Origin of the sequence: Pseudomonas sp. TH08 (assembly GCF_016651275.1) — a bacterium.
Taxonomy (GTDB): Bacteria; Pseudomonadota; Gammaproteobacteria; order Pseudomonadales; family Pseudomonadaceae; genus Aquipseudomonas.
Map to the genome: position 1 here is coordinate 345,829 of NZ_JAEKEE010000001.1, position 20,624 is coordinate 366,452.

Here is a 20,624-nt window from a genome sequence, read left to right on the forward strand (position 1 = left end):
AGCTGCCGGAGGCTGCGATCTTTTGATCTTCACGTACCACGTGGTTTAGCCCGCGCGGTCGCCTCGGCCACCAACGGATCGTCCGGCCAGTAGTGCTTCGGATACCGCCCTTTCAAATCCTTCTTCACCTCGGCATAGGTGCTGCGCCAGAAGTTCGCCAAGTCCTGCGTTACCTGCACCGGCCGCCGCGCTGGCGACAACAGATGAAGTTTGACCACCTGCCGCCCACCGGCAATCCGTGGCGTGTCCGCCAGCCCGAACAGTTCCTGCAACCGTACCGCCAGAATCGGCGGATGCTCGCTGTAATCCAGGCGAATCGACGACCCCGACGGCACGCTCAAATGATGCGGCGCCAGTTCATCGAGCTTTTGCGGTAACGGCCACGGCAGCAGATTACGCACGATGCTCGACAGATCCAGATTGCCGAAATGGCTGAGTCGCGAGACCTTGCCCAAGTAAGGCATTAACCAATGCTCGAGGGTGCTCAGCAACGTCGCATCGCTGACATCCGGCCATTGGCTTGCGTCCTGCGAATCCAGATCGAGCTGTCGCAACAACGCCACTCGCGCCTGCCACTGACGCAGTTCCGGCGTCCACGGCAACAGCTCCAGCCCCTTGCGCCGCACGAGATTGACCAATGCCTGACTGCGCGCGTTTTCATCGAGACCGGTCAACGGTTCACGGCTGAGAATCAGCTCGCCGACCTTGCGCTGACGTTCGGCGCGCAGCACGCCTTCGCGCTCGTCCCAGTCGAGTTGATCGACGTTGCGCACTTGCTCGGCGAGCACGGAATCGAACAGCGCCGGATCGAAATCCGCTGCGAGGTAAATCCGCTCTTCACGCTGGCCCTGACGGCTGCCGAGATCGGCGATGACGATCCACGGCTCTTTCATCAGGCTGTCGGCTTCGGCGAACAGCGCGGCGCGACCGTTGGCCAGGCGATATTCGGCGCCACCGGCTCGCCGCTGTTGCGCGACGCGATCGGGATACGCCAGCGCCAGCAGCGCACCCAGCCAGCGCGGATGATCGGGATCGCTGACCGGTTCGCTCGCCTTGCCGCGCAGATAACCGCGATACTGCCGCGCCAGCTGCTTAGCGCGCTGCACACCGCCCTGTGCTCCACGGGCCGCACGTTCTTCGCCAGAAAGCAGGACCAATCGACTGTGCAGATCGGCCCCGGCGCCGCGCAAGATATCGCGCTCGCCGAGCAACGCGGCAACGTCGCACGCCATGTCGGCCAGCCCCAACGCCTGACCACGCAGGAGTAGATGGCCGATCCGTGGATGCGCCGGCAACTCAGCCATGGCCTGGCCGTGAGTGGTCAGCGCCTCACCTTCCAGCGCACCCAGTCGCTGCAACAAATCCTGCGCCTGTGCATAAGCCGCTGCTGGCGGCACATCCAGCCAGACCAATTCGCCCGGGGTCACGCCCCAGCGCGCCAATTGCAGCGCAAGGCTGGCAAGATCCGCCGAGAGAATTTCCGCACTGCCATAAGCGGCGAGTTGCTCGTGCTGATCCTGCGACCACAAGCGATAACAAACGCCCGGTTCCAGACGCCCGGCGCGGCCTGCACGCTGGGTGGCGCTGGCCTTGGAAATCCGCTGCGTGTCGAGCCGGGTCATGCCGCTGCCTGGATCGAAACGCGGCACCCGCGCCAGCCCGGCATCGATCACCACGCGCACGCCGTTGATGGTCAGACTGGTCTCGGCGATGTTAGTCGCCAGCACCACTTTGCGCTGGCCGGCCGGTGCCGGATCGATTGCCGCGCGTTGGGCATTGAGGTCGAGTTCACCGTGCAGCGGGCAGAGCAAGACGTCACTGCGCTCACCTATCGCGTCGGCTAATTGCTGATGCACACGACGAATTTCGGCCTGCCCCGGCAGAAAGACCAACACACTGCCGGTTTCATCATTAAGGGCTTCAAGTACGGTCTGCGTAACACGTTGATCAATGTATTCGCCAGGCTGGAACGGACGGCCCCAGCGCATCGTCACCGGGTACATGCGTCCTTCGCTGCGCAGGATCGGCGCGTCATCCAGCAACCCGGCCAAGCGCTCACCTTCGAGCGTGGCCGACATCAGCAAGATCTTCAGCGGCTGTTCAGCTCGAAACAGCTCACGACCGTTCAGACTTAAGGCCAACGCCAGATCAGCGTCGAGGCTGCGCTCGTGGAATTCGTCGAAGATCAGCAAACCCACGCCTTCGAGCGCCGGGTCATCCTGCAAACGGCGGGTGAGAATGCCTTCGGTGACCACTTCGATGCGCGTCTTGGGGCCGACCTTGCTGTCGAGACGAATGCGATAACCGACGGTTTCGCCGACCTTCTCGCCCAACTCGCTGGCCAAGCGCTCCGCCGCCGCACGCGCAGCCAGGCGACGCGGTTCGAGCATCAGAATGGTTTGCCCGTCCAGCCATGCCTCATTGAGCAGGGCCAGCGGCACGCGGGTGGTTTTACCGGCACCGGGCGGTGCTTCGAGCACGGCTTCGTGGCGTGTCGCCAAGGCTTCACGCAGGGCGGGTAAAACGTCGTCGATCGGCAAAGAATTCATGCTGGCTCCAAAACAGAGGGCCGAGTATAACGGCGAACTGCCGGGCGTTCGTCAGGGTCTTAATTCCAAATGACGACGCTTCGTTTTCAAATGACTGAGGAGATTTCCCATGCGTTTACCTTTTCGCCTGATCGGCGGTGTGCTGGTCGCTACTCTGCTCACCCAAATCACCGCGTGCGGTTCGATTTTCTACCCGGATCGGCGCGGCCAGATTGATGGCAAGGTCGACCCGGCGATTGCCGTGCTGGATGCCGTGGGCCTGCTCTTCTACATCATTCCCGGCTTGATCGCGTTTGCCGTCGACTTCGCCACTGGCGCGATCTACTTCGAACCCGGTCACACCGCACAGATCGACCCGGCCAAGCTCAAGCAAGCCATCGGCCCTGACGGTCAGGTCGATAATCACAAGTTGCAGGCTATTCTCGAAAGCGAGCTCGGAAGAGACTTCCCTCTCGATGATCCGCGCCTGATTCAACACAAAGGCAGCACTCAACAACTGGCGATGTTCGGCCTGCAACCCGCCGCCTAAAAAGGAAGCTTGATGACAACCAGCCCCGAACACGCCCGCCTGTTACGGCTGGCGACCCGCGCCTCGGTGGCGGTGGCCTGCACGCTGATCGTCGCCAAAGCCATCGCCTGGTGGCTGAGCGGTTCGGTGAGCATGCTCGCCGGCCTTACCGACTCGGCGCTCGATGGCATTACCTCGATGCTCAATCTGCTGGCGGTGCATTACGCGCTGCGCCCGGCCGATGACGATCACCGTTACGGTCACGGCAAAGCCGAGTCCCTCGCGGGCATGGCGCAGGCGCTGTTCATTGGCGGCAGTGCGGTGTTGATCGCGTTTCAGGCTTACGAGCGACTGCACGATCCACAACCGCTTGGCGCGCCGTGGCTGAGCATCGGGGTGATCGTGTTTTCGCTGCTGCTGACAGCGGCGCTGCTGGTGTTGCAGCATCGGGTGATCAAGCAGACCGGCTCCAACGCGGTGCGCGCGGATTCGCTGCACTATCGCTCGGACATGTTGCTCAACGGCAGCATTCTGATTGCGCTGATTTTGGCCGGGCTCGGCTTTCATCAGCTTGATGCGTGGTTCGGTCTGGGGATTGCTGCCTACATTCTGTGGAGCGCGGTGCAGATCGCCCGGGAAAGTTTTTCGGTGTTGATGGATGAAGAACTGCCGACCGATGTCAGTCAGCACATGCTCGAACTGGCGTGCAGTGTACCGGGGGTGTTGGGCGCGCATGACTTGCGCACGCGGATTTCCGGCAACCACTGGTTCGTGCAGTTGCACCTGGAGTTGCCGGGAGAATTGACCCTGTCAGTGGCGCATGGCATCAGCGACCAGGCCGCCGATGCCATCCACAAAGCCTACCCACGGGCCGAAGTGCTGGTGCACGCCGACCCGATAAAAGCAGCTACAAGCCGCGAGCCTCAAGCTTCAATCCTGTAGCTCGAAGCTTGCAGCTCGCCGCTGCTAGTACTGGACTTGATAACCGCGACTGCTCAGGCAATTGCCCTGCGCCTGGCGATACGCCTGAACCACTTCGGGCGCCGGTTGATAGGTCGCGGTGCGCGGGTCGAAGCCGCTTTGCTGCACCGCGTACTGATAGCACTGGTAACCGTCCTGCTGCACTTGCTCCGGCGACTGACCGTTGGCTGGATACGCCTCGACGTCATAACCCGGGGATTGCGGTTGCGGTTGTTGCTGCACTGGCGGCTCGACCACCACGTAATCCTGCGTCGCTTCCTGATAGGCGTAATAGGAACCGGCGGCGAGGAACAGCAGCGAGCCACCGATCCATACTTCACGGGCGTAGTCCGGCAGGTACTGAGTGCGGATCCCCCGCGGTGGCTGCACGACGATGTAGCGCGGACCTTGCGGGCGATACCAGTAGCCGCCGGAATAGAAGTAATCCTGACCGCGATACGGCACGCGGTATTCACGATCCGGGAAGCGATCAATCACATGCCCCGGCCGGTATTGCGGGCCGGGGCCCCAACCGTTGCCATGCCCGTCCGGGCGCCCCGGCCAATGATTGTCGTTTGGGCGATTGTTGGTCTGCCAATGCTGGTTGTTGTAGCCGTTTTGCGGACGCTCGTCGCGGTAGTAACCCTGACGCGGTTCCTGGGTCTGGCGCACGGCATCGGGGCGCGGCTGAATCGGCAGGCTGTTGGCCGGCGGTGGCGGTTGGCGCACCGGATTGGGGTTGTAGGCAGGCCGGTTCTGGTCGTGGTTTTGCCACTGACCATTGTTATTGTGCGGCTGGCCGTTGTGCTCGAACTGGCGGCTGTTGTCGCCACGAATGATCTCGTTGTTCTGCGGACGCGGTTGATTCTGCGGCGGCTGATTTTGCGGACGCGGCTGGTTTTGCTGTGGATTGTTCTGCGGGTGCGGCTGATTTTGCCGCCATGGCCCTGATTGTTACCCTGATGGTCCTGACCGTGGCCACCGCCATCGGGTCCACGATTCTGCGGATCATCGGCCAGCGCTTGCGCACTGACACTCACACACAGCAAACCAACACCGGCCAGACGCCAGATGCGCGACTTCATGCTCTTCCTCACTGCGGCTAAGACCTGTCATTAAGGGGCCTGTAACTAAGACCGGGGATGTGCACTTCCGGTTCTGCAACAGGTTATCAGTCACGCAACTTATTTATTGAGGACTGCGTGCTGTCGAGGCACAAAAATCGCCAACAAGAAAAAGGGGAGACCCGTCGGCCTCCCCTTAGAGAACTTCGTCCTGGCTCGACGCTTTTGACGTCGGCTCACCTCACGCCGTCTTGTGGACAGTGTGCAGCTCGGGGGCCGGCACAACCCCGGTGGGGGTGGCGGCCGCGGCGGGCCGGATAGGGCGGGCCGCGTGGACTGTGTTACCGAGCAGTGATTCTGGTGATAAGAATAGGCCTGAGGCCGCGACAGATGATTGCGAAGATTGCTGAAATAAACACCACTTGCGCAATTTTTAACCCTGGATAGATAATCCGCCGCAATAGTTACAACCAAGGACAGATTGATGAGCAAACTCGACCGTTACGACCTGAGCATTTTGGCGGAATTGCAGCGCGACGCCCGCATCTCCAACCAGGAACTGGCCGAACGCATCGGTCTGTCGCCATCGCCGTGCTCGCGCCGGGTCAAGCAACTGGAAGACGACGGCTATATCTCGCGCCAAGTGGCTTTGCTGGATCGCAAAATGCTCGGTCTGAGCCTGACCGCGTACGTGCTGATCGGCATGGATCGGCACACGCCGGAGCGTTTCGAGAATTTCGAAGCGGCGATTCGCACATTGCCGCAGGTGTTGGAGTGCAGTCTGGTGACTGGCGTCGACGCTGACTATCAGTTGAAAGTGGTGGTGCCGGACATGGATCACTATCAAAAGCTGCTGCTTGGCCACCTTACGCGCATCGATGGCGTGACCAGCGTGCGCTCGAGTTTTGTGCTCAATCAGGTGCTCAACAGCACCGAACTGCCGCTGACTCATCTTCGCAGCTGATTGCTTTCGTGACGAGGGGATTTATCCCCGATCCAGTGCGCAGCACTGGCAAGATTTTGCAGCGAGGCGGATATTTTTGGGGTCGCTTCGCAACCCGTTGGGGATAAATCCCCTCGCCACAGGGTTCCAGACCAATGACTGCGGCACACCGACGCAGGTCAATGCCCCGCCGTTCGACCTTGGCGTATACTCGCCGCGCCCTTTTAGCCCCGCGCGCGTCGGAGAAACCTAATGGATCCAGCACTATTAGAAGAATGGATGATGACCGGCCTGGTCAGCATCCTGATCATTTTCATGGGGTTCATCGTCTGGGATCTGGCGAAGAAGTCCAAGGCCGGGCGCTTTGGCTCGTTCATTTTGTTCTTCGTGCTGGGCCTGGGCGTGGCCGCGTTCATCATCAAGAGCGTGGTGATCGGCCTGATCGAATCCGGCGCTCTATAAGCGCGCCGGCACTTCTTTCCACTGGCCCTGATCGAGTCCTTCGATCGTCCAGTCGCCAATCCTCACCCGGACAAGTCGCAAGGTCGGCAAACCGACCGCCGCCGTCATGCGCCGCACCTGGCGGTTGCGCCCTTCACGAATCACCAACTCCAGCCAAGAAGTCGGCACCGTCATGCGAAAGCGCACCGGCGGATTGCGCGGCCACAACTCGGGCTCATCCAGTTGTCGTGCTTCGGCCGGCAGGGTCATGCCGTCATTCAGCTCGACGCCGTCACGCAGCCGCTGCAACTGCTCGTCCGTCGGCACGCCCTCGACCTGCACCCAATAGGTCTTCGCCAGTTTGTGTTTCGGATCAGCGATACGCGCCTGCAACTGACCGTCGTTGGTCAGCAACAACAAACCTTCGCTGTCGCGATCAAGGCGGCCAGCCGGATAGATGCCGGGCACATCGATGTAATCCTTGAGCGTCGCCCGCCCTCCTTCGTCGCTGAATTGCGTCAGCACATCGAAGGGCTTGTTGAACAGGATCAGCTTCGGCTCGGCCGGTGGCGCTTTGGCGACACGCCGCGGGGAGGAAGACTGAGGCTTCGCGCCGGGATGGCGGGAAGGTGGACGCGGGGGACGGGACATGGCGGAAGGAACATCTAACGGTCAGGGCTGCTAATGCTAGTGCCCCGACCGCCAAATGACCACGACTAACCGTTAACGGAACGGCGGCTCGTCGAAGCTGCGCAGTTTGCGCGAGTGCAGCGAGTTGAGTTCGGTGCGCAGCAGATCCACCGCTTCGATGCCGATTTTCAAGTGCTGGCTGACTGCGCGCTCGTAGAACGCGTTGGCCGAACCCGGCAGTTTGATTTCGCTGTGCAGCGGTTTGTCGGAAACGCACAGCAACGTGCCGTACGGTACGCGCAGGCGATAACCCTGGGCGGCAATGGTGCCGCTTTCCATGTCCACGGCAACTGCGCGGGACAGGTTGATCAACGGTCGCTCCTGCGCCCAACGCAGTTCCCAGTTACGGTCGTCGTAGGTCAGCACGGTGCCGGTGCGCAGGCGTTTTTTCAGGTCGTCGCCCTTCTCGCCGGTGATGTTGGCAGCCGCTTGTTGCAGGGCCATCTGCACTTCGGCCAACGCCGGGATCGGGATATTCGGCGGCACCACGCGGTCGAGAATGCCGTCGCGACGCATGTAAGCATGCGCCAACACGTAGTCGCCGATGGTCTGCGACTGACGCAGGCCGCCGCAATGACCAATCATCAGCCAGCAATGCGGACGCAGCACCGCCAAATGGTCGGTGATGTTTTTCGCGTTGGACGGGCCGACGCCGATGTTGACCAGCGTCACACCGTGGCCGTCACTGGCGATCAGGTGATAGGCCGGCATCTGATAACGGTGCCACACCACACCGGCAGCAATCGCCGACGCTTCGCCGTGATCCATGCTCTTTTCGATGATCACATTGCCCGGCAAGACCATGCGCACGAAACGCGGATCGCTGCGCAATTGCTCCAGACCATGGACGATAAATTGGTCGACGTAGCGGTGATAGTTGGTCAGCAGAATCCACGGCTGCACATGGCGCCAGTCGCTGCCGGTGTAGTGCACCAGGCGACGCAGCGAGAAATCCACGCGCGCGGCGTCGAACAGCGCCAGCGGCAGCGGATCGGTGTTTTCCCAATCGTAGAGGCCATCGGCGATGCCATCGGTGGCAGCAGACAGGTCAGTACTCGGGAACACGCGCGCCAGCACCGCAGCGGTGACCCCGGAGCCGGCCAGTTCATCGCCCTGCTCGACCACGTACGGATACGGAATGTTTTGCTGGCTGACGCCGACTTCCACCGTCACGGTGAAGTCGTGCATCAATGGCACCAGTTGTTCGAGCAGGTATTTGCGAAACGCCGCCGGGTGGGTGACGGTGACGCTGTAAGTGCCCGGCAATTGCACCTTGGCGTAAGCGCGGGTGGTCTGCGGGACTTCGCCCTGGCAAAGATAGGTCAGACGCAGTTCGGGATAACGGAACAGCGCACGCTGTTCGGCGTCAGGCTCGACGCGATCCTTGAGGTAACGCTTGAGCGCCGAGTTCAGCGCAGTGGTGGCACGCTCATGCAGCTCGGCCAGACGATCCACGGCTTGTTCGGCGGTTTCAACGACAATAAACGCTTCGGTCACGATCAGCTTCCTGTGTTCTGACTTGCAGAGCTTCATCTTGCCTGCATCGTGGCGTCACGGGAACAGTGGCGTTGTGGCGGTACCTAAATCTTTAAATCAATGAAGATCCCCTGTGGGAGCGAGCCTGCTCGCGAATGCGGTGGGTCATTAATAAAGATGTCGACTGATACACCGTTTTCGCGAGCAGGCTCGCTCCCACAGGGGGGATTTGTGGTGGGTTAGAATCCTTGTGGGGTTGCGCGGGCGACGATGGCTTCGACGTCGAGGCCTCGCGGTAGCGCGCCGTATACGCGGCCACCGCCGCTCAGGCGGCTGGCAATGAAGGCGTCGCTGACGGCTGAGTTTCCGGCCTCCAACAGGAGCTTGGCCTGCAAACCGAGCGCGATGTCTTCGGTCAGTTGCCGCGCCCGGTACTGAATGTCGCTCGTATCCTTGAACTGCGCCTGCAACTGCTGAATATGCGTGGCCAGACGTTTGTCGCCATGACCATCGCCCAATTCACTGAACAACACATCGAGCACACCCGGTTCTTTCGACAGCGCGCGCAGCACATCCAGACACTGCACGTTGCCCGAGCCCTCCCACGTCGAGTTCACCGGGGCCTCGCGGTACAGGCGCGGCAGGATGCTGTCCTCCACATACCCCGCGCCGCCCATGCATTCGGCCGCTTCGTTGATCATCCCCGGCGCACGTTTGCAGATCCAGTATTTGCCCACCGCCGTCACCAGCCGCGCAAACTGCGCTTCGTGGCGATCATCCAGATGATCCAGCGCTTTGCCCATGCGCAAGCTCAGGGCCAGCGCGGCTTCGCTTTCCAGCGCCAGATCGGCCAGCACGTTTTGCATCAACGGCTGTTCACTGAGCAATTTGCCGCCGACCTTGCGGTGCGCGCAGTGATGGCTGGCCTGGGTCAGTGCCTGACGCATCAGTGCGCTGGAGCCGACCATGCAATCGAACCGGGTCATCGCCACCATCTCGATGATGGTCGGCACGCCGCGGCCCTCTTCACCGACCATCCATGCCAGCGCGCCACGGAACTCCACTTCGCTGGAAGCATTGGACTGGTTGCCGAGTTTGTTTTTCAGGCGCTGGATGTAGAACTGATTGCGCGTGTCATCCGGGCGATGACGCGGCAACAGGAAGCAGGTCAGGCCCTTGTCGGTCTGCGCCAGCGTCAGGAAGGCATCGCACATTGGCGCCGAGCAGAACCACTTGTGACCCACCAATTCATAAGCCTCGCCCGGGCCACTGGCGCCCACCGGATACGCTTTGGTGGTGTTGGCTCGGACGTCGGTACCGCCCTGTTTTTCGGTCATGGCCATGCCGATAGTCACACCGGCCTTGTGCGCCATGCCGACGTTACGCGGGTCGTATTCGCTGGCGAGGACTTTCGGCAGCCACTGCTCGGCCAGGTTCGGCTGCAAACGCAGGGCCGGCACGCTGGCGAAGGTCATGGTCAACGGACAACCGCTGCCAGCCTCGGCCTGACTGTGCAGATAGCTCATCGAGGCGCGGGCGACATGGGCGCCATCCTGGGGATGTGTCCATGGCAGCGAAGTCAGACCGTGTTCAATCGCCGTGCGCATCAGCTCGTGATAGGCCGGATGAAACTCCACCAGATCGATACGATGGCCATAGCGGTCATGGCTGGTGAATACCGGTTTGTTCTGATTGGCGAGGAACCCGGCGGCCATCAGTGGCCCGCCGGCGAGCGCACCGTACGCATCGATCCGCGACTCGGCCCAACCGGCACCGAACCGGCGCGACCATTCCTGTAAAGGCAGGTCGATGCGATACAGGTTGGTGCCGTCCAGCGACGGTGGCTGGTTGGTGACTTCGTGGGTTTCGGCGAACTGATGCAGGTTCATGACACGGGCTCCTCTGTCGGCCAGAAAGTCAGTTAAGCACTGCCCTCAGACCGATCAAAGTGTCATACCTGCCGAATTGGCGGCGCATTTACCCTATGCGCAGCACAGCACCCGGCGCTCAAGGGCTGACTGCAAATCTTCGAATTTCACCGGTTTGTTCAGGTAATCAATCGCGGCACCCGTGGCGCAAAGTTCTCGGTCAACGTTCAACGCCAGCATGAACACCGGAAGGTTGGCGCAACCGGGCAGCGCCTGGATCTGGCAGCACAACGACGCACTTTCATGACTCGGCAACTGGCAATCGATGAGCACCGCGTCGACCGTTTCGCGTTGCAGACATTCGAGCGCCGCCGCGCCGTTGTCGGCGCTACGCACACGGAAACCGAGCTTGAGCAACATGCCGCGCATCACCAGTAGGTTGACGCTGTTGTCATCCACCAGCAACACCGTGCAGTCCTGCGGCGCGCGCACGCATTCACGCAAAGGCGCGGTTATCGGCGTAGGTTCGACCTCCGGCAATTCGAATTCGACATCCAGCTGGAAGCGGCTGCCGCGACCCGGCTCGGACCGGTGAGTCAGCTTGCCGCCGAGCAACTCCACCAACTGTCGGCAGATCGCCAGACCAACGCCCAGGCCGCCGTACTCGCGCGTCATCGAGCCGTCGAGCTGGAAGAAGCGTTGATACATCGTCGCCTCGCCCAGATCGGTGAAACCGATGCCGGTATCGATCACCGCAAACGACAGCGCCAGGCGATTGCCCGTCGACGGTTTGCCGGTCACCCGCAGCGCCAGGCCACCTACGCGGGTGAACTTGATCGCGTTGTCGAGCAGGCATTCCAGGCATTGCGCAAGCTTGGCGCTGTCACCGTACAGACGATCCGGCAGGGTTGGCAGCACCTCGACCTTGAAGTCCAGCGACTTGCTCGACGCATTGCCGTCGAACTGCGCACGTAGCGCCTCGACCACCGTGCGCAGGCTGAAACTGCCCGGCGCAGCCTTGAGCTTGCCGGCCTGCAATTCGGTGAGGGTAAGGATGCCGTTGACCATGCGCATCATGTCCCGCGCCGAACCGGCGGCAGTCTGGTGATATTGCTCCAGCTCCGAGTCCAACTCGACGGTCTGCATCAATTCCAGCGAACCGATCACACCGTTCATCGGCGTGCGCAGTTCGTGGGTCAGGGTCGCAAGGAATTCGTCCTTGAGCTTGTTGCTGTGCGCCAGTTGCTGGTTGAGCACTTCGAGTTTTTGCCCGGCGTCGTAAAGCGTCTGCGCCTGTTGTTCGCGCATGGCGTTGATGCGGTCAGCCAGCGCCAGCGAGAGCAATGCCACTTCAATGGCCGAACCGATCTGGCTGGCGTACATGGTCAAGAATACGTTCGGCAGCAGGCCCAGCACCATCAGCGTATTGATGACGCCGCCAAGCAAAAACGCCGACCAGGCGATGATGAAGTAGCGCGCCACACGCAGGCCACGCCACCAGGCGATAATCCCGGCCGCGAAGATCACCACGGTGAAGGTCAGCGCCAACGTCGTCGCCAAACGCAGGGCCAGGGCGTAACTGGTCATCAGTGACAGGCCGATGACCAGCGCGCCAAAGGCAATCAAGCCGATCAGCAAGCGGTCGAGCCCGCGGCTGTGGGTTTTGGTCTGGAGGAAACTGCGCGCGAACTGGCTGCCGAACAAACCGGCGCAACCGATGAAGAATGGCGTGGAGGCGTTGGTCCACCACGGATTGTTCGGCCAGAAATACTCGGCCGCCGCGCCATTTACCGACAGTTGATAGAAGCCGAATGAGGCGATGTAAAAGATGTAATAGAGGTAGCTGGTGTCGCGTACGCTGAGGTAGATGAAGAGGTTGTAAACCAGCATCCCCAACAACACGCCATAGATGATGCCCAGTACGTATAGGCGCACCGGTTGATCTTCGAGGTAGGCAGTGCTCGACCACAAGGTGACCGGCGCCTGGATCGAACCTTCGCTGGCCAGTCGCAGGTACACGGTTTGTCGTTGATCGGGCTCGAAGGCCAGGTCGAACAGGTAATTGTTCTGGCGAATCTCGCGGCTGGCGAACGGCAACGCGTCGCCGGTCTGACGGATCAGGTGATAGTCGCCACTGGCATCGGGCAAGTACAAATCAAGATGATCGAGCGGTGGATACGCCAACTCCAGCAGCCAGGTGCGCTGGGCCGCAGGATTGTTCGGCCGGTAATGCAGGTCGATCTTCAGCCAGAACGCCGAACGCGAATACCCGGCATTGAGCGTGGCTTTATCGTGGGCTTTGAAATTGCCGGCAGCGGCCTGCGCACGGACATCGGCAATGCTCGCCTGACCGCTTGGGTCTTCGAACACTTGCAGAGACCGGCCCAGTGGGAGGCTCTGGGTGGTTTCGTCGAATTCGACGGCGCTCGCCAGGAGGGGCAAGCAGAACAGCAACATCAGCAAATAGCGCATTGAAGCCCCAGCGTGGCTCGTCCGGTTGTGTCAGGAAGCCCCCCATTCCTTTTGAGTAGACGTAAAACCGGTATTACCTGTTATTGGTTTGGATCCAGACTAGCATAGCCGTTGATGGCCATTGAGCACCATCGAAATTTTTCCTACAAAGGCTCTAGAACGGGCGTTTCAGAGCAAAGCAGCGAGCTAGAGCTGTTAGATTGGTCAGGAAGATCAAAAGATCGCAGCCTTCGGCAGCTCCTACATTGGAATACGTTCACTGTAGGAGCTGCCGAAGGCTCGGGCCGCGTTCGGACGATCTTTTGATCTTGCTCTGTCACCTACCCCCGAAAATCAGCTTTGGTGGTAAGCTCGCGCACCATGAATATCTACAGCTCCCGCCCCGTTGTCCTCTGTCTCTCCGGCCACGACCCAAGTGGTGGCGCCGGCTTGCAGGCAGATATCGAAGCCCTGCTCGCGCAGGGTTGCCATGCGGCTCCGGCCGTCACCGCCCTGACCGTGCAAGACACCGTCAACGTCACTGACTTCCGCGTCCTCGACCGTGAGTGGGTGTTGGCTCAGGCCAATGCCGTGCTCAACGACTCCGAAGTCGCTGCAGTCAAACTGGGCATGCTCGGCTCGCTGGAAATGGTCGACACCGTTGTCGAACTGCTTTCGGCGCACCCGCATTTGCCAGTGGTCTGCGACCCGGTGCTGCGCGCCGGTGGCGGCGGACGCCTGGGCAAGGACGAAGTCGGCTATGCGATGCGCGAGCGTCTGCTGCCACTGTCGATCATTGCCACGCCTAACCTCCCTGAAGCCCGCATCCTTGCCGAACTGCCCGAAGGTACCGCGGACGAGTGCGCTGAAAAACTCCTGCCGTTCGTCAAAAACCTGCTGATCACCGGCGGCCATGGCGACGAAACTGAAATCCACAACCGCGTGTACAGCCGCGATGGCCTGCGTGAAACCTTTGTCTGCCAGCGTCTGCCGGGCAGCTATCACGGTTCCGGCTGCACTCTGGCCAGCGCCCTCGCCGGTCGACTGGCCCAGGGCGAACACTTGGCCAGCGCCGTGCGCAGTGCCCTGGATTACACCTGGCGCACCCTGCGCGATGCCGAACAGCTGGGCAAAGGCCAGTTCGTCCCGCGTCGCCTGCCGCTGGATTTTTGCTCGTAACGTCGTGAGGTCTGCCTGATGAAACTACGTGGCCTGTATGCCATCACCGACAGCGAGCTGCTGGCCGGCAAGTTTCTGTCTTACGTGGAGGCGGCGCTGGAAGGCGGCGTCACCCTGCTGCAATACCGCGACAAGAGCAACGACGAAGCCCGCCGTCTGCGCGAGGCCGAAGCGCTGCGCGATCTGTGCGAGCGCTACAAGACGCAGTTGATCATCAACGATGACGCCGAACTGGCCGCGCGCCTCAACGTCGGCGTGCACCTCGGTCAGACCGACGGCCCGCTGTCGCCGACCCGCGCCCTGCTCGGCTCGAAAGCGATCATCGGTTCGACCTGCCACGCGCAACTTGAACTGGCAGAGCAGGCGACTAAAGAAGGCGCGAGTTATGTCGCCTTCGGCCGCTTCTTCAACTCCAACACCAAGCCCGGCGCGCCGACCTGCAGCCTTGATCTGCTCGACGAAGCCCGGCGCAAACTGCACCTGCCGATCTGCGCGATTGGCGGCATCACTCTCGACAACGCCGCGCCGCTGGTGGCCCACGGGGTCGACCTGCTGGCCGTGGTTCACGGTTTGTTCGGCGCCGGAAGCACCGCCGAAGTGACCCGCCGCGCCCGCGCGTTCAATGAACTGCTTCGTAAATAAATAGCCAATTTCTAAAGATTGAGAGCCCGATCATGTCTCGTTCCGAAACCCTGTTTGCCGACGCCCAAAAACACATTCCCGGTGGCGTGAACTCGCCAGTTCGCGCGTTCAAGAGCGTTGGCGGCACACCGCTGTTCTTCAAACACGCTGAAGGCGCCTACGTCACCGACGAAGACGACAAGCGTTATGTCGATTACGTCGGTTCGTGGGGCCCGATGATCCTTGGCCACAGCCATCCGGACGTGCTCGACGCGGTGCGCAATCAACTGCAGCACGGCTTGTCGTACGGCGCGCCAACTGCGATGGAAACCGAGATGGCCGATCTGGTCTGCTCGCTGGTGCCATCGATGGACATGGTGCGCATGGTCAGCTCCGGCACCGAAGCGACCATGAGCGCAATCCGTCTGGCTCGTGGTTACACCGGCCGCGACAGCATCATCAAGTTCGAAGGCTGCTACCACGGCCACTCCGACAGCCTGCTGGTCAAGGCCGGCTCCGGCGCGCTGACCCAGGGCGTACCGAGCTCGGCCGGTGTACCGGCAGCGTTCGCCAAACACACCCTGACCCTGCCGTTCAACGACATCGACGCCGTTGAAAAAATGCTCGCTGAAGTCGGCCAGGAAGTGGCCTGCATCATCGTTGAACCGGTAGCTGGCAACATGAACTGCGTACCGCCGGCGCCAGGCTTCCTCGAAGGCCTGCGTTCGTTGTGCGACAAGCATGGCGTGGTGTTGATTTTCGACGAAGTGATGACCGGTTTCCGCGTTGCCCTCGGCGGCGCCCAGGCGTACTACGGGGTCAATCCTGACCTGACCACCTTCGGCAAGATCATCGGTGGCGGCATGCCGGTCGGTTGCTTCGGTGGCAAGCGTGAAATCATGCAGCGCATCGCGCCGCTGGGCCCGGTGTATCAGGCCGGCACGTTGTCGGGTAACCCGCTGGCGATGGCGGCGGGCTTGACCACTCTGCGCTTGATCAGCCGTCCCGGTTTCCACGCCGAACTGACCGATTACACCACGTGTCTGCTCGACGGTTTGCAACAGCGCGCCGATGCTGCGGGCATTCCGTTCGTGACCACTCAGGCCGGCGGCATGTTCGGTCTGTACTTCAGCGGCGCCGACGACATCGTCACCTTTGAAGACGTCATGGCCAGCGACGCGGCACTGTTCGGTCGCTTCTTCCACCTGATGCTGGAAGGCGGTGTGTACCTGGCACCGAGCGCATTTGAAGCCGGTTTCACCTCGATCGCCCATGGCGAAGCCGAGCTGAAACTGACGCTGGACGCTGCCGAGCGCGCCTTCGCTGCACTGAAGTAATCGCCGTACCGCTGACGTTGGCTATTGCCAGCGTCAGCTTTCACCTACATCCGCACTGTTTTTCCAGCGCTCCTGCCAGGAATCTCCCATAAAGTGGGCGATATATTCCCCGCGCAGCAGAAAAACGAGTAAAGACTTTGTAAGGTTGGCCCTGCTTATTTCATAATGCGCGCTTATTGGATCCCTCGATGGGTCCGCGTGCCCTTCAGAGGTAAGTCGATTCCCATGAACCGCACCGGCCGCACCCTTGCCTTGGGCTGCCTGTTGCTCCTTCAGCCCCTGCTCGCGCATGCACAAGCAGGCGGCAACTCGTTGTTGATCCCGGCGATGGGTCGTTGCACCCTCAATACTCAGCCGCAAGATGTCACGCAGGCCTTGGCCGCGTGTCAAAAAGCGGCGGACGAAGGGGATGCGCAAGCGCAGTACGAGTTGGGTGAGTTCTACTACGACGGCAAAACCGCGCCACGCGACCTCAATCAAGCCCTGAGCTATTTCGAAAAAGCCTCGTTGCAAGGCCACGCTCAGGCGCAATTCAAACTCGGCACGATGTTCTTCCACGGTGAAGGCGTGCAAGCCAATAACATTCAGGCGTACATCGTGCTGAAGATGGCTGCAGTCAACGGCGCTGAAGATGCGCTGGACACGGCTGACGAAGTTTCCGAAAAAATGTCTCGCGAAGACCTTGAGACTGCCACGCAGGTGCTCGGGCAAATTTTCCGTAAATACCTGATGGAATTGCAGAGCGCCGATGGGCGCACGCCTTTCTCGCCGCTTCCCTGAACGTCAGCAGAATGAGTCTGTAGTGATTACTCATCGTGGTGAGGGGATTTATCCCCGACCGGCTGCGTAGCAGTCGCAAATCCAATCAATGAGGTGTGTCAGATAAAACCTGGTTGCAGGATTTAGGGCCGCTTCGCAGCCCAACGGGGATAAATCCCCTCGCCACAAAAATCCCTTCATCTGTGAATCTCGGTTTTACTTCTCAGGCATCGGCATCGGGAACGGCATGACGTTGCCGACCGCGCCGCGGGCTTCGCTGATTTTCGGGGTGCCCAGACGTTCCACCTCATCGATGCGCACAATCGAATGCATCGGCACAAAGCTGCGCACCACGCCTTCGAACTGCGCCTTGAGCTTTTCTTCGCTCGGGTCGACGACCACTTGCGTGCGCTCGCCAAAGACGAACTCTTCCACTTCCAGGAAACCCCACAGATCACTTTGATAGATCTGCTTGGCGTACATTTCGAACACCTGGCCCTGGTTGAGGAAAATCACCTTGTAGATTGGAGCTTCGCGTTTGGTCATGGCGGGCGGACAACATCGGGGATAAAAATGAGGGCGCGAACTATAGCATAGCCACCGGACGCACAGCGGTAGGAACCTGACAGCATGTTCCCTATAATGCGCGGTTCTTTGAATCACGTGACGACCTAAATCCATGGCCAAGAAGCTTTACATCGAAACCCACGGTTGCCAGATGAACGAGTACGACAGCTCGCGCATGGTCGATCTGCTGGGTGAACATCAGGCCCTGGAAGTCACCGCCCGGGCGGAAGACGCAGACGTGATTCTGCTCAACACCTGTTCGATCCGCGAACGCGCCCAGGACCGGGTGTACTCGCAACTGGGTCGCTGGCGCGAACTGAAACTGGCCAATCCTGAAATGGTGATCGCCGTCGGCGGTTGCGTGGCCAGTCAGGAAGGCGCGGCCATCCGTGATCGCGCACCGTACGTCGACGTGGTCTTCGGCCCGCAAACCCTGCACCGCCTGCCGGAAATGATCGACGCCGCGCGCATCACCAAGCTGCCGCAAGTGGATGTGTCGTTCCCGGAAATCGAAAAATTCGACCACTTGCCCGAGCCGCGTATCGACGGCCCGAGCGCCTACGTGTCGGTAATGGAAGGTTGCAGCAAGTACTGCACGTTCTGCGTGGTGCCGTACACCCGTGGCGAAGAAGTCAGCCGGCCGTTCGACGACGTGATCGCCGAAGTCATCCACCTCGCCGAGAACGGCGTGCGTGAAGTGACTCTACTGGGGCAGAACGTCAACGGTTATCGCGGTACGACCCATGATGGGCGCCTGGCCGATCTCGCCGAGCTGATTCGCGTCGTCGCCGCCATCGATGGCATCGACCGCATTCGCTACACCACTTCGCACCCGCTGGAGTTCTCCGACAGCCTGATCCAGGCCCACGCCGACGTGCCGGAACTGGTCAAGCATCTGCACTTGCCGGTGCAATCGGGTTCCGACCGGATTCTGGCGGCGATGAAGCGCAACCACACCGCACTGGAGTACAAATCCAAGCTGCGCAAACTGCGTGCGGCGGTGCCGGGCATCTGCATCAGTTCGGACTTTATCGTCGGCTTCCCTGGTGAAACCGAGAAAGATTTCGAGCAGACCATGAAGCTGATTGCCGACGTCGGTTTCGATTTCTCCTATTCCTTCGTTTATAGCCAGCGCCCCGGCACTCCGGCGGCTGATCTGGCCGACGACACGCCGGAAGAGCTGAAAAAAGAACGCCTGAACGCCCTGCAACATCGCCTGAATCAGCAAGGGTTTGAGATCAGCCGACAAATGGTTGGCTCGATCCAGCGCATTCTGGTGACCGATTACTCGAAAAAAGATCCGGGTGAACTGCAAGGGCGCACCGAGAATAATCGAATCGTCAACTTCCGCTGCGACAATCCAACCCTGATCGGTCAGTTCGCCGACGTGCACATCGATGCGGCGCAACCGCACTCGCTGCGCGGCTCGCTGATCCAGTAACACAGGCAGAGCGGGCTTTTGTGGCGAGGGGATTTATTCCCGATGGTTGGCGCAGCCAACCCAAAACCAGCGACCTCGGTGACTCTGATGTACCGCGCGGGCTGGTTTTGGGGGCGCTCCGCACCCCGTCGGGGATAAATCCCCTCACCACAAAAGTCACCGCCAGCCACAGAGAATGGGTTCGAAAGCAGCATCCATATTTAAGAGCTTTCGCACCCAAGCCTCTGGCGTTATCCTTGATTTCATCTTAATTGCCCCAGGGCGGCTAAATACGACCTTGAACGCACCCATAGAACCACATCGTTTTATCCTCGAGCCCTTTGAGGCTCGCCGCTTCGCCAATCTGTGCGGGCAATTCGACGAGCATTTGCGCTTGATCGAACAGCGCCTGACCATCGAGATCCGCAACCGCGGCAATCAGTTCGAGCTGATCGGCGACCCCAAGCACACCACGTCTGCGGAAAACCTGCTGCGCCGCCTGTACCGGGAAACCAAGGGTACCGAGCTGTCGCCAGACATCGTGCACCTGTTCCTCCAGGAATCGGCCGTCGTCGAGCTGGACAATCACGCCCCCGCCGAAGCCTCCGTCGCCCTGCGCACCAAGAAAGGCATGATTCGCCCACGCGGCTTGAATCAGCTGCGCTACGTGAAGGAAATCCTCGGCAACGACATCAACTTCGGCATTGGTCCGGCCGGTACCGGCAAGACCTATCTGGCCGTGGCCTGCGCTGTCGACGCACTGGAACGCGAGCAGATCCGGCGCATCCTGCTGGTGCGTCCGGCGGTTGAAGCGGGTGAAAAACTCGGCTTCCTGCCCGGCGACCTGTCGCAGAAGATCGACCCGTACCTGCGCCCGCTCTACGACGCACTCTACGAAATGCTCGGCTTCGAATACGTCGCCAAGCTGATCGAACGCCAAGTGATCGAAGTCGCGCCGCTGGCCTACATGCGTGGCCGCACGCTGAACAACAGCTTCATCATCCTCGACGAAAGCCAGAACACCACCGTCGAACAAATGAAGATGTTCCTCACCCGGATCGGCTTCGGCTCTACAGCGGTCATCACCGGCGACATCACCCAGGTCGACCTGCCGAAAGGCACCAAATCGGGTCTGCACCATGTGATCGAAGTGCTCAAAGACGTGCCAGGCATCAGCTTCACGCACTTCATGCCCAAAGACGTCGTGCGCCATCCTTTGGTCCAGCGGATCGTCGAAGCCTACGAGCGCTTCGAAAACCGTGACGAAGCACCCAAGGACACCTCGCGAAATGCTTGAGCTAGACCTGCAAATCGCGACTGACGCGAACGCGCCGAGTGAGGCCGACTTCCGCCTGTGGTGCGAACTGGCCCTGCGCCAGCGCACCGCTGACTCGGAAATGACCATTCGTCTGGTTGACGAGGAAGAAGGCCGTGAGCTCAATCACACCTGGCGCCACAAGGATTACGCGACCAACGTCCTGTCGTTCCCGGCCGAAGTGCCCGACGAGTTTCTCGACATCCCATTGCTTGGCGATCTGGTGATCTGCGTGGCCGTGGTCGAGCGCGAAGCCGCCGAGCAAGGCAAGGAACTAAAGGCCCATTGGGCGCATCTGGTCATTCACGGCTGCTTGCATCTGCTTGGTTACGACCATATAGATGATGAAGAAGCCGAAGAAATGGAAGCACTGGAACGAACGTTGCTTGCCGAATTGGGCTATCCCGATCCGTACGCGGACGACGAAATCGAAACCGAAACATCCCCTATCGTTACAACAAAGGATTCAGAGTAAT

The 20,624-nt window shown here is 60.6% G+C and carries 17 protein-coding genes and 1 pseudogene; 11 read left to right on the forward strand and 7 right to left on the reverse strand.

Annotated features, from left to right (window positions below; all coding sequences use genetic code 11):
• Window positions 1-29 precede the first annotated feature (29 nt).
• Window positions 30-2,549 (reverse strand): ATP-dependent helicase HrpB, encoded by a 2,520-nt coding sequence (hrpB, locus tag JFT91_RS01665; protein ID WP_201231421.1) that lies wholly within the window; start codon window positions 2,547-2,549, stop codon window positions 30-32.
• Window positions 2,550-2,658: 109 nt separating this feature from the next.
• Between hrpB and pmcY the strand changes: the two genes are divergently transcribed.
• Together pmcY and JFT91_RS01675 are read left to right on the forward strand one after the other, a co-directional pair.
• Window positions 2,659-3,078, forward strand: a complete 420-nt coding sequence (gene pmcY / locus JFT91_RS01670; RefSeq protein ID WP_034153788.1) for a periplasmic Zn2+ metallochaperone PmcY — start codon at window positions 2,659-2,661, stop codon at window positions 3,076-3,078.
• A gap of 12 nt (window positions 3,079-3,090) precedes the next feature.
• A complete protein-coding gene (locus JFT91_RS01675; protein WP_201228617.1) occupies window positions 3,091-3,999 on the forward strand; it encodes a cation diffusion facilitator family transporter in 909 nt (302 codons plus the stop codon).
• A 24-nt stretch (window positions 4,000-4,023) separates the two neighbouring features.
• Here JFT91_RS01675 and JFT91_RS01680 read toward each other — a convergent pair.
• A pseudogene (locus JFT91_RS01680) lies at window positions 4,024-5,102 on the reverse strand (DUF6515 family protein).
• Between the two features lie 463 nt (window positions 5,103-5,565).
• Here JFT91_RS01680 and JFT91_RS01685 point away from each other — a divergent pair.
• Both JFT91_RS01685 and JFT91_RS01690 read left to right on the forward strand, forming a co-directional pair.
• On the forward strand, window positions 5,566-6,045 hold the full coding sequence (locus JFT91_RS01685) for an Lrp/AsnC family transcriptional regulator (RefSeq protein WP_042561225.1): 480 nt from the start codon (window positions 5,566-5,568) through the stop codon (window positions 6,043-6,045).
• Window positions 6,046-6,276: 231 nt separating this feature from the next.
• Window positions 6,277-6,486 carry a DUF2788 domain-containing protein gene (locus tag JFT91_RS01690; protein WP_007909655.1) on the forward strand — a complete coding sequence of 70 codons (210 nt, stop codon included), beginning with the start codon at window positions 6,277-6,279 and terminating at the stop codon, window positions 6,484-6,486.
• Here the strand turns inward: JFT91_RS01690 and JFT91_RS01695 are convergent.
• From JFT91_RS01695 to JFT91_RS01710, 4 genes are all read right to left on the reverse strand, one after another.
• On the reverse strand, window positions 6,481-7,116 hold the full coding sequence (locus JFT91_RS01695) for a pseudouridine synthase (RefSeq protein WP_242489203.1): 636 nt from the start codon (window positions 7,114-7,116) through the stop codon (window positions 6,481-6,483). The two genes, JFT91_RS01690 and JFT91_RS01695, sit on opposite strands and share 6 nt — an antisense overlap.
• Before the next feature lie 72 nt (window positions 7,117-7,188).
• On the reverse strand, window positions 7,189-8,688 hold the full coding sequence (amn, locus tag JFT91_RS01700; protein ID WP_201228619.1) for an AMP nucleosidase: 1,500 nt from the start codon (window positions 8,686-8,688) through the stop codon (window positions 7,189-7,191).
• 182 nt (window positions 8,689-8,870) lie between these two features.
• Window positions 8,871-10,520 carry an acyl-CoA dehydrogenase family protein gene (locus JFT91_RS01705; protein WP_201231422.1) on the reverse strand — a complete coding sequence of 550 codons (1,650 nt, stop codon included), beginning with the start codon at window positions 10,518-10,520 and terminating at the stop codon, window positions 8,871-8,873.
• A 93-nt stretch (window positions 10,521-10,613) separates the two neighbouring features.
• On the reverse strand, window positions 10,614-12,971 hold the full coding sequence (locus JFT91_RS01710; protein ID WP_201231423.1) for a hybrid sensor histidine kinase/response regulator: 2,358 nt from the start codon (window positions 12,969-12,971) through the stop codon (window positions 10,614-10,616).
• A gap of 360 nt (window positions 12,972-13,331) precedes the next feature.
• Between JFT91_RS01710 and JFT91_RS01715 the strand changes: the two genes are divergently transcribed.
• The 4 genes from JFT91_RS01715 to JFT91_RS01730 all read left to right on the forward strand — a co-directional run bounded on the left by JFT91_RS01715 (window position 13,332) and on the right by JFT91_RS01730 (window position 16,867).
• On the forward strand, window positions 13,332-14,129 hold the full coding sequence (locus JFT91_RS01715; RefSeq protein ID WP_016986138.1) for a hydroxymethylpyrimidine/phosphomethylpyrimidine kinase: 798 nt from the start codon (window positions 13,332-13,334) through the stop codon (window positions 14,127-14,129).
• An 18-nt stretch (window positions 14,130-14,147) separates the two neighbouring features.
• The gene (gene thiE, locus JFT91_RS01720) at window positions 14,148-14,771 is read left to right on the forward strand and encodes a thiamine phosphate synthase (protein ID WP_201228622.1); all 624 of its coding nucleotides are present in this window, start codon (window positions 14,148-14,150) and stop codon (window positions 14,769-14,771) included.
• A gap of 32 nt (window positions 14,772-14,803) precedes the next feature.
• Window positions 14,804-16,087, forward strand: a complete 1,284-nt coding sequence (hemL, locus tag JFT91_RS01725) for a glutamate-1-semialdehyde 2,1-aminomutase (protein ID WP_201231424.1) — start codon at window positions 14,804-14,806, stop codon at window positions 16,085-16,087.
• Between the two features lie 225 nt (window positions 16,088-16,312).
• Window positions 16,313-16,867 (forward strand): tetratricopeptide repeat protein, encoded by a 555-nt coding sequence (locus tag JFT91_RS01730; RefSeq protein ID WP_201231425.1) that lies wholly within the window; start codon window positions 16,313-16,315, stop codon window positions 16,865-16,867.
• 195 nt (window positions 16,868-17,062) lie between these two features.
• Here JFT91_RS01730 and JFT91_RS01735 read toward each other — a convergent pair whose 3' ends face one another.
• Window positions 17,063-17,392 (reverse strand): DUF1820 family protein, encoded by a 330-nt coding sequence (locus JFT91_RS01735; protein ID WP_003185742.1) that lies wholly within the window; start codon window positions 17,390-17,392, stop codon window positions 17,063-17,065.
• A gap of 133 nt (window positions 17,393-17,525) precedes the next feature.
• On the opposite strand from JFT91_RS01735, the gene miaB reads away from it, so the two are divergent.
• The 3 genes from miaB to ybeY all read left to right on the forward strand — a co-directional run bounded on the left by miaB (window position 17,526) and on the right by ybeY (window position 20,623).
• Window positions 17,526-18,854 (forward strand): tRNA (N6-isopentenyl adenosine(37)-C2)-methylthiotransferase MiaB, encoded by a 1,329-nt coding sequence (miaB, locus tag JFT91_RS01740; RefSeq protein ID WP_008081077.1) that lies wholly within the window; start codon window positions 17,526-17,528, stop codon window positions 18,852-18,854.
• Window positions 18,855-19,131: 277 nt separating this feature from the next.
• On the forward strand, window positions 19,132-20,130 hold the full coding sequence (locus JFT91_RS01745) for a PhoH family protein (protein WP_201147415.1): 999 nt from the start codon (window positions 19,132-19,134) through the stop codon (window positions 20,128-20,130).
• Window positions 20,123-20,623 carry an rRNA maturation RNase YbeY gene (ybeY, locus tag JFT91_RS01750; RefSeq protein ID WP_201228625.1) on the forward strand — a complete coding sequence of 167 codons (501 nt, stop codon included), beginning with the start codon at window positions 20,123-20,125 and terminating at the stop codon, window positions 20,621-20,623. The genes JFT91_RS01745 and ybeY overlap by 8 nt, the downstream gene beginning before the upstream one ends.
• Window position 20,624: the final 1 nt, after the last annotated feature.

What these genes read in the sequence shown, in the direction of transcription:
- hrpB (WP_201231421.1), bottom strand. Translation starts at nt 2,549, where the DNA reads ATGAATTCTTTGCCGATCGACGACGTTTTACCCGCCCTGCGTGAAGCC.
- pmcY (WP_034153788.1), top strand. Translation starts at nt 2,659, where the DNA reads ATGCGTTTACCTTTTCGCCTGATCGGCGGTGTGCTGGTCGCTACTCTG.
- JFT91_RS01675 (WP_201228617.1), top strand. Translation starts at nt 3,091, where the DNA reads ATGACAACCAGCCCCGAACACGCCCGCCTGTTACGGCTGGCGACCCGC.
- JFT91_RS01685 (WP_042561225.1), top strand. Translation starts at nt 5,566, where the DNA reads ATGAGCAAACTCGACCGTTACGACCTGAGCATTTTGGCGGAATTGCAG.
- JFT91_RS01690 (WP_007909655.1), top strand. Translation starts at nt 6,277, where the DNA reads ATGGATCCAGCACTATTAGAAGAATGGATGATGACCGGCCTGGTCAGC.
- JFT91_RS01695 (WP_242489203.1), bottom strand. Translation starts at nt 7,116, where the DNA reads ATGTCCCGTCCCCCGCGTCCACCTTCCCGCCATCCCGGCGCGAAGCCT.
- amn (WP_201228619.1), bottom strand. Translation starts at nt 8,688, where the DNA reads ATGAAGCTCTGCAAGTCAGAACACAGGAAGCTGATCGTGACCGAAGCG.
- JFT91_RS01705 (WP_201231422.1), bottom strand. Translation starts at nt 10,520, where the DNA reads ATGAACCTGCATCAGTTCGCCGAAACCCACGAAGTCACCAACCAGCCA.
- JFT91_RS01710 (WP_201231423.1), bottom strand. Translation starts at nt 12,971, where the DNA reads ATGCGCTATTTGCTGATGTTGCTGTTCTGCTTGCCCCTCCTGGCGAGC.
- JFT91_RS01715 (WP_016986138.1), top strand. Translation starts at nt 13,332, where the DNA reads ATGAATATCTACAGCTCCCGCCCCGTTGTCCTCTGTCTCTCCGGCCAC.
- thiE (WP_201228622.1), top strand. Translation starts at nt 14,148, where the DNA reads ATGAAACTACGTGGCCTGTATGCCATCACCGACAGCGAGCTGCTGGCC.
- hemL (WP_201231424.1), top strand. Translation starts at nt 14,804, where the DNA reads ATGTCTCGTTCCGAAACCCTGTTTGCCGACGCCCAAAAACACATTCCC.
- JFT91_RS01730 (WP_201231425.1), top strand. Translation starts at nt 16,313, where the DNA reads ATGAACCGCACCGGCCGCACCCTTGCCTTGGGCTGCCTGTTGCTCCTT.
- JFT91_RS01735 (WP_003185742.1), bottom strand. Translation starts at nt 17,392, where the DNA reads ATGACCAAACGCGAAGCTCCAATCTACAAGGTGATTTTCCTCAACCAG.
- miaB (WP_008081077.1), top strand. Translation starts at nt 17,526, where the DNA reads ATGGCCAAGAAGCTTTACATCGAAACCCACGGTTGCCAGATGAACGAG.
- ybeY (WP_201228625.1), top strand. Translation starts at nt 20,123, where the DNA reads ATGCTTGAGCTAGACCTGCAAATCGCGACTGACGCGAACGCGCCGAGT.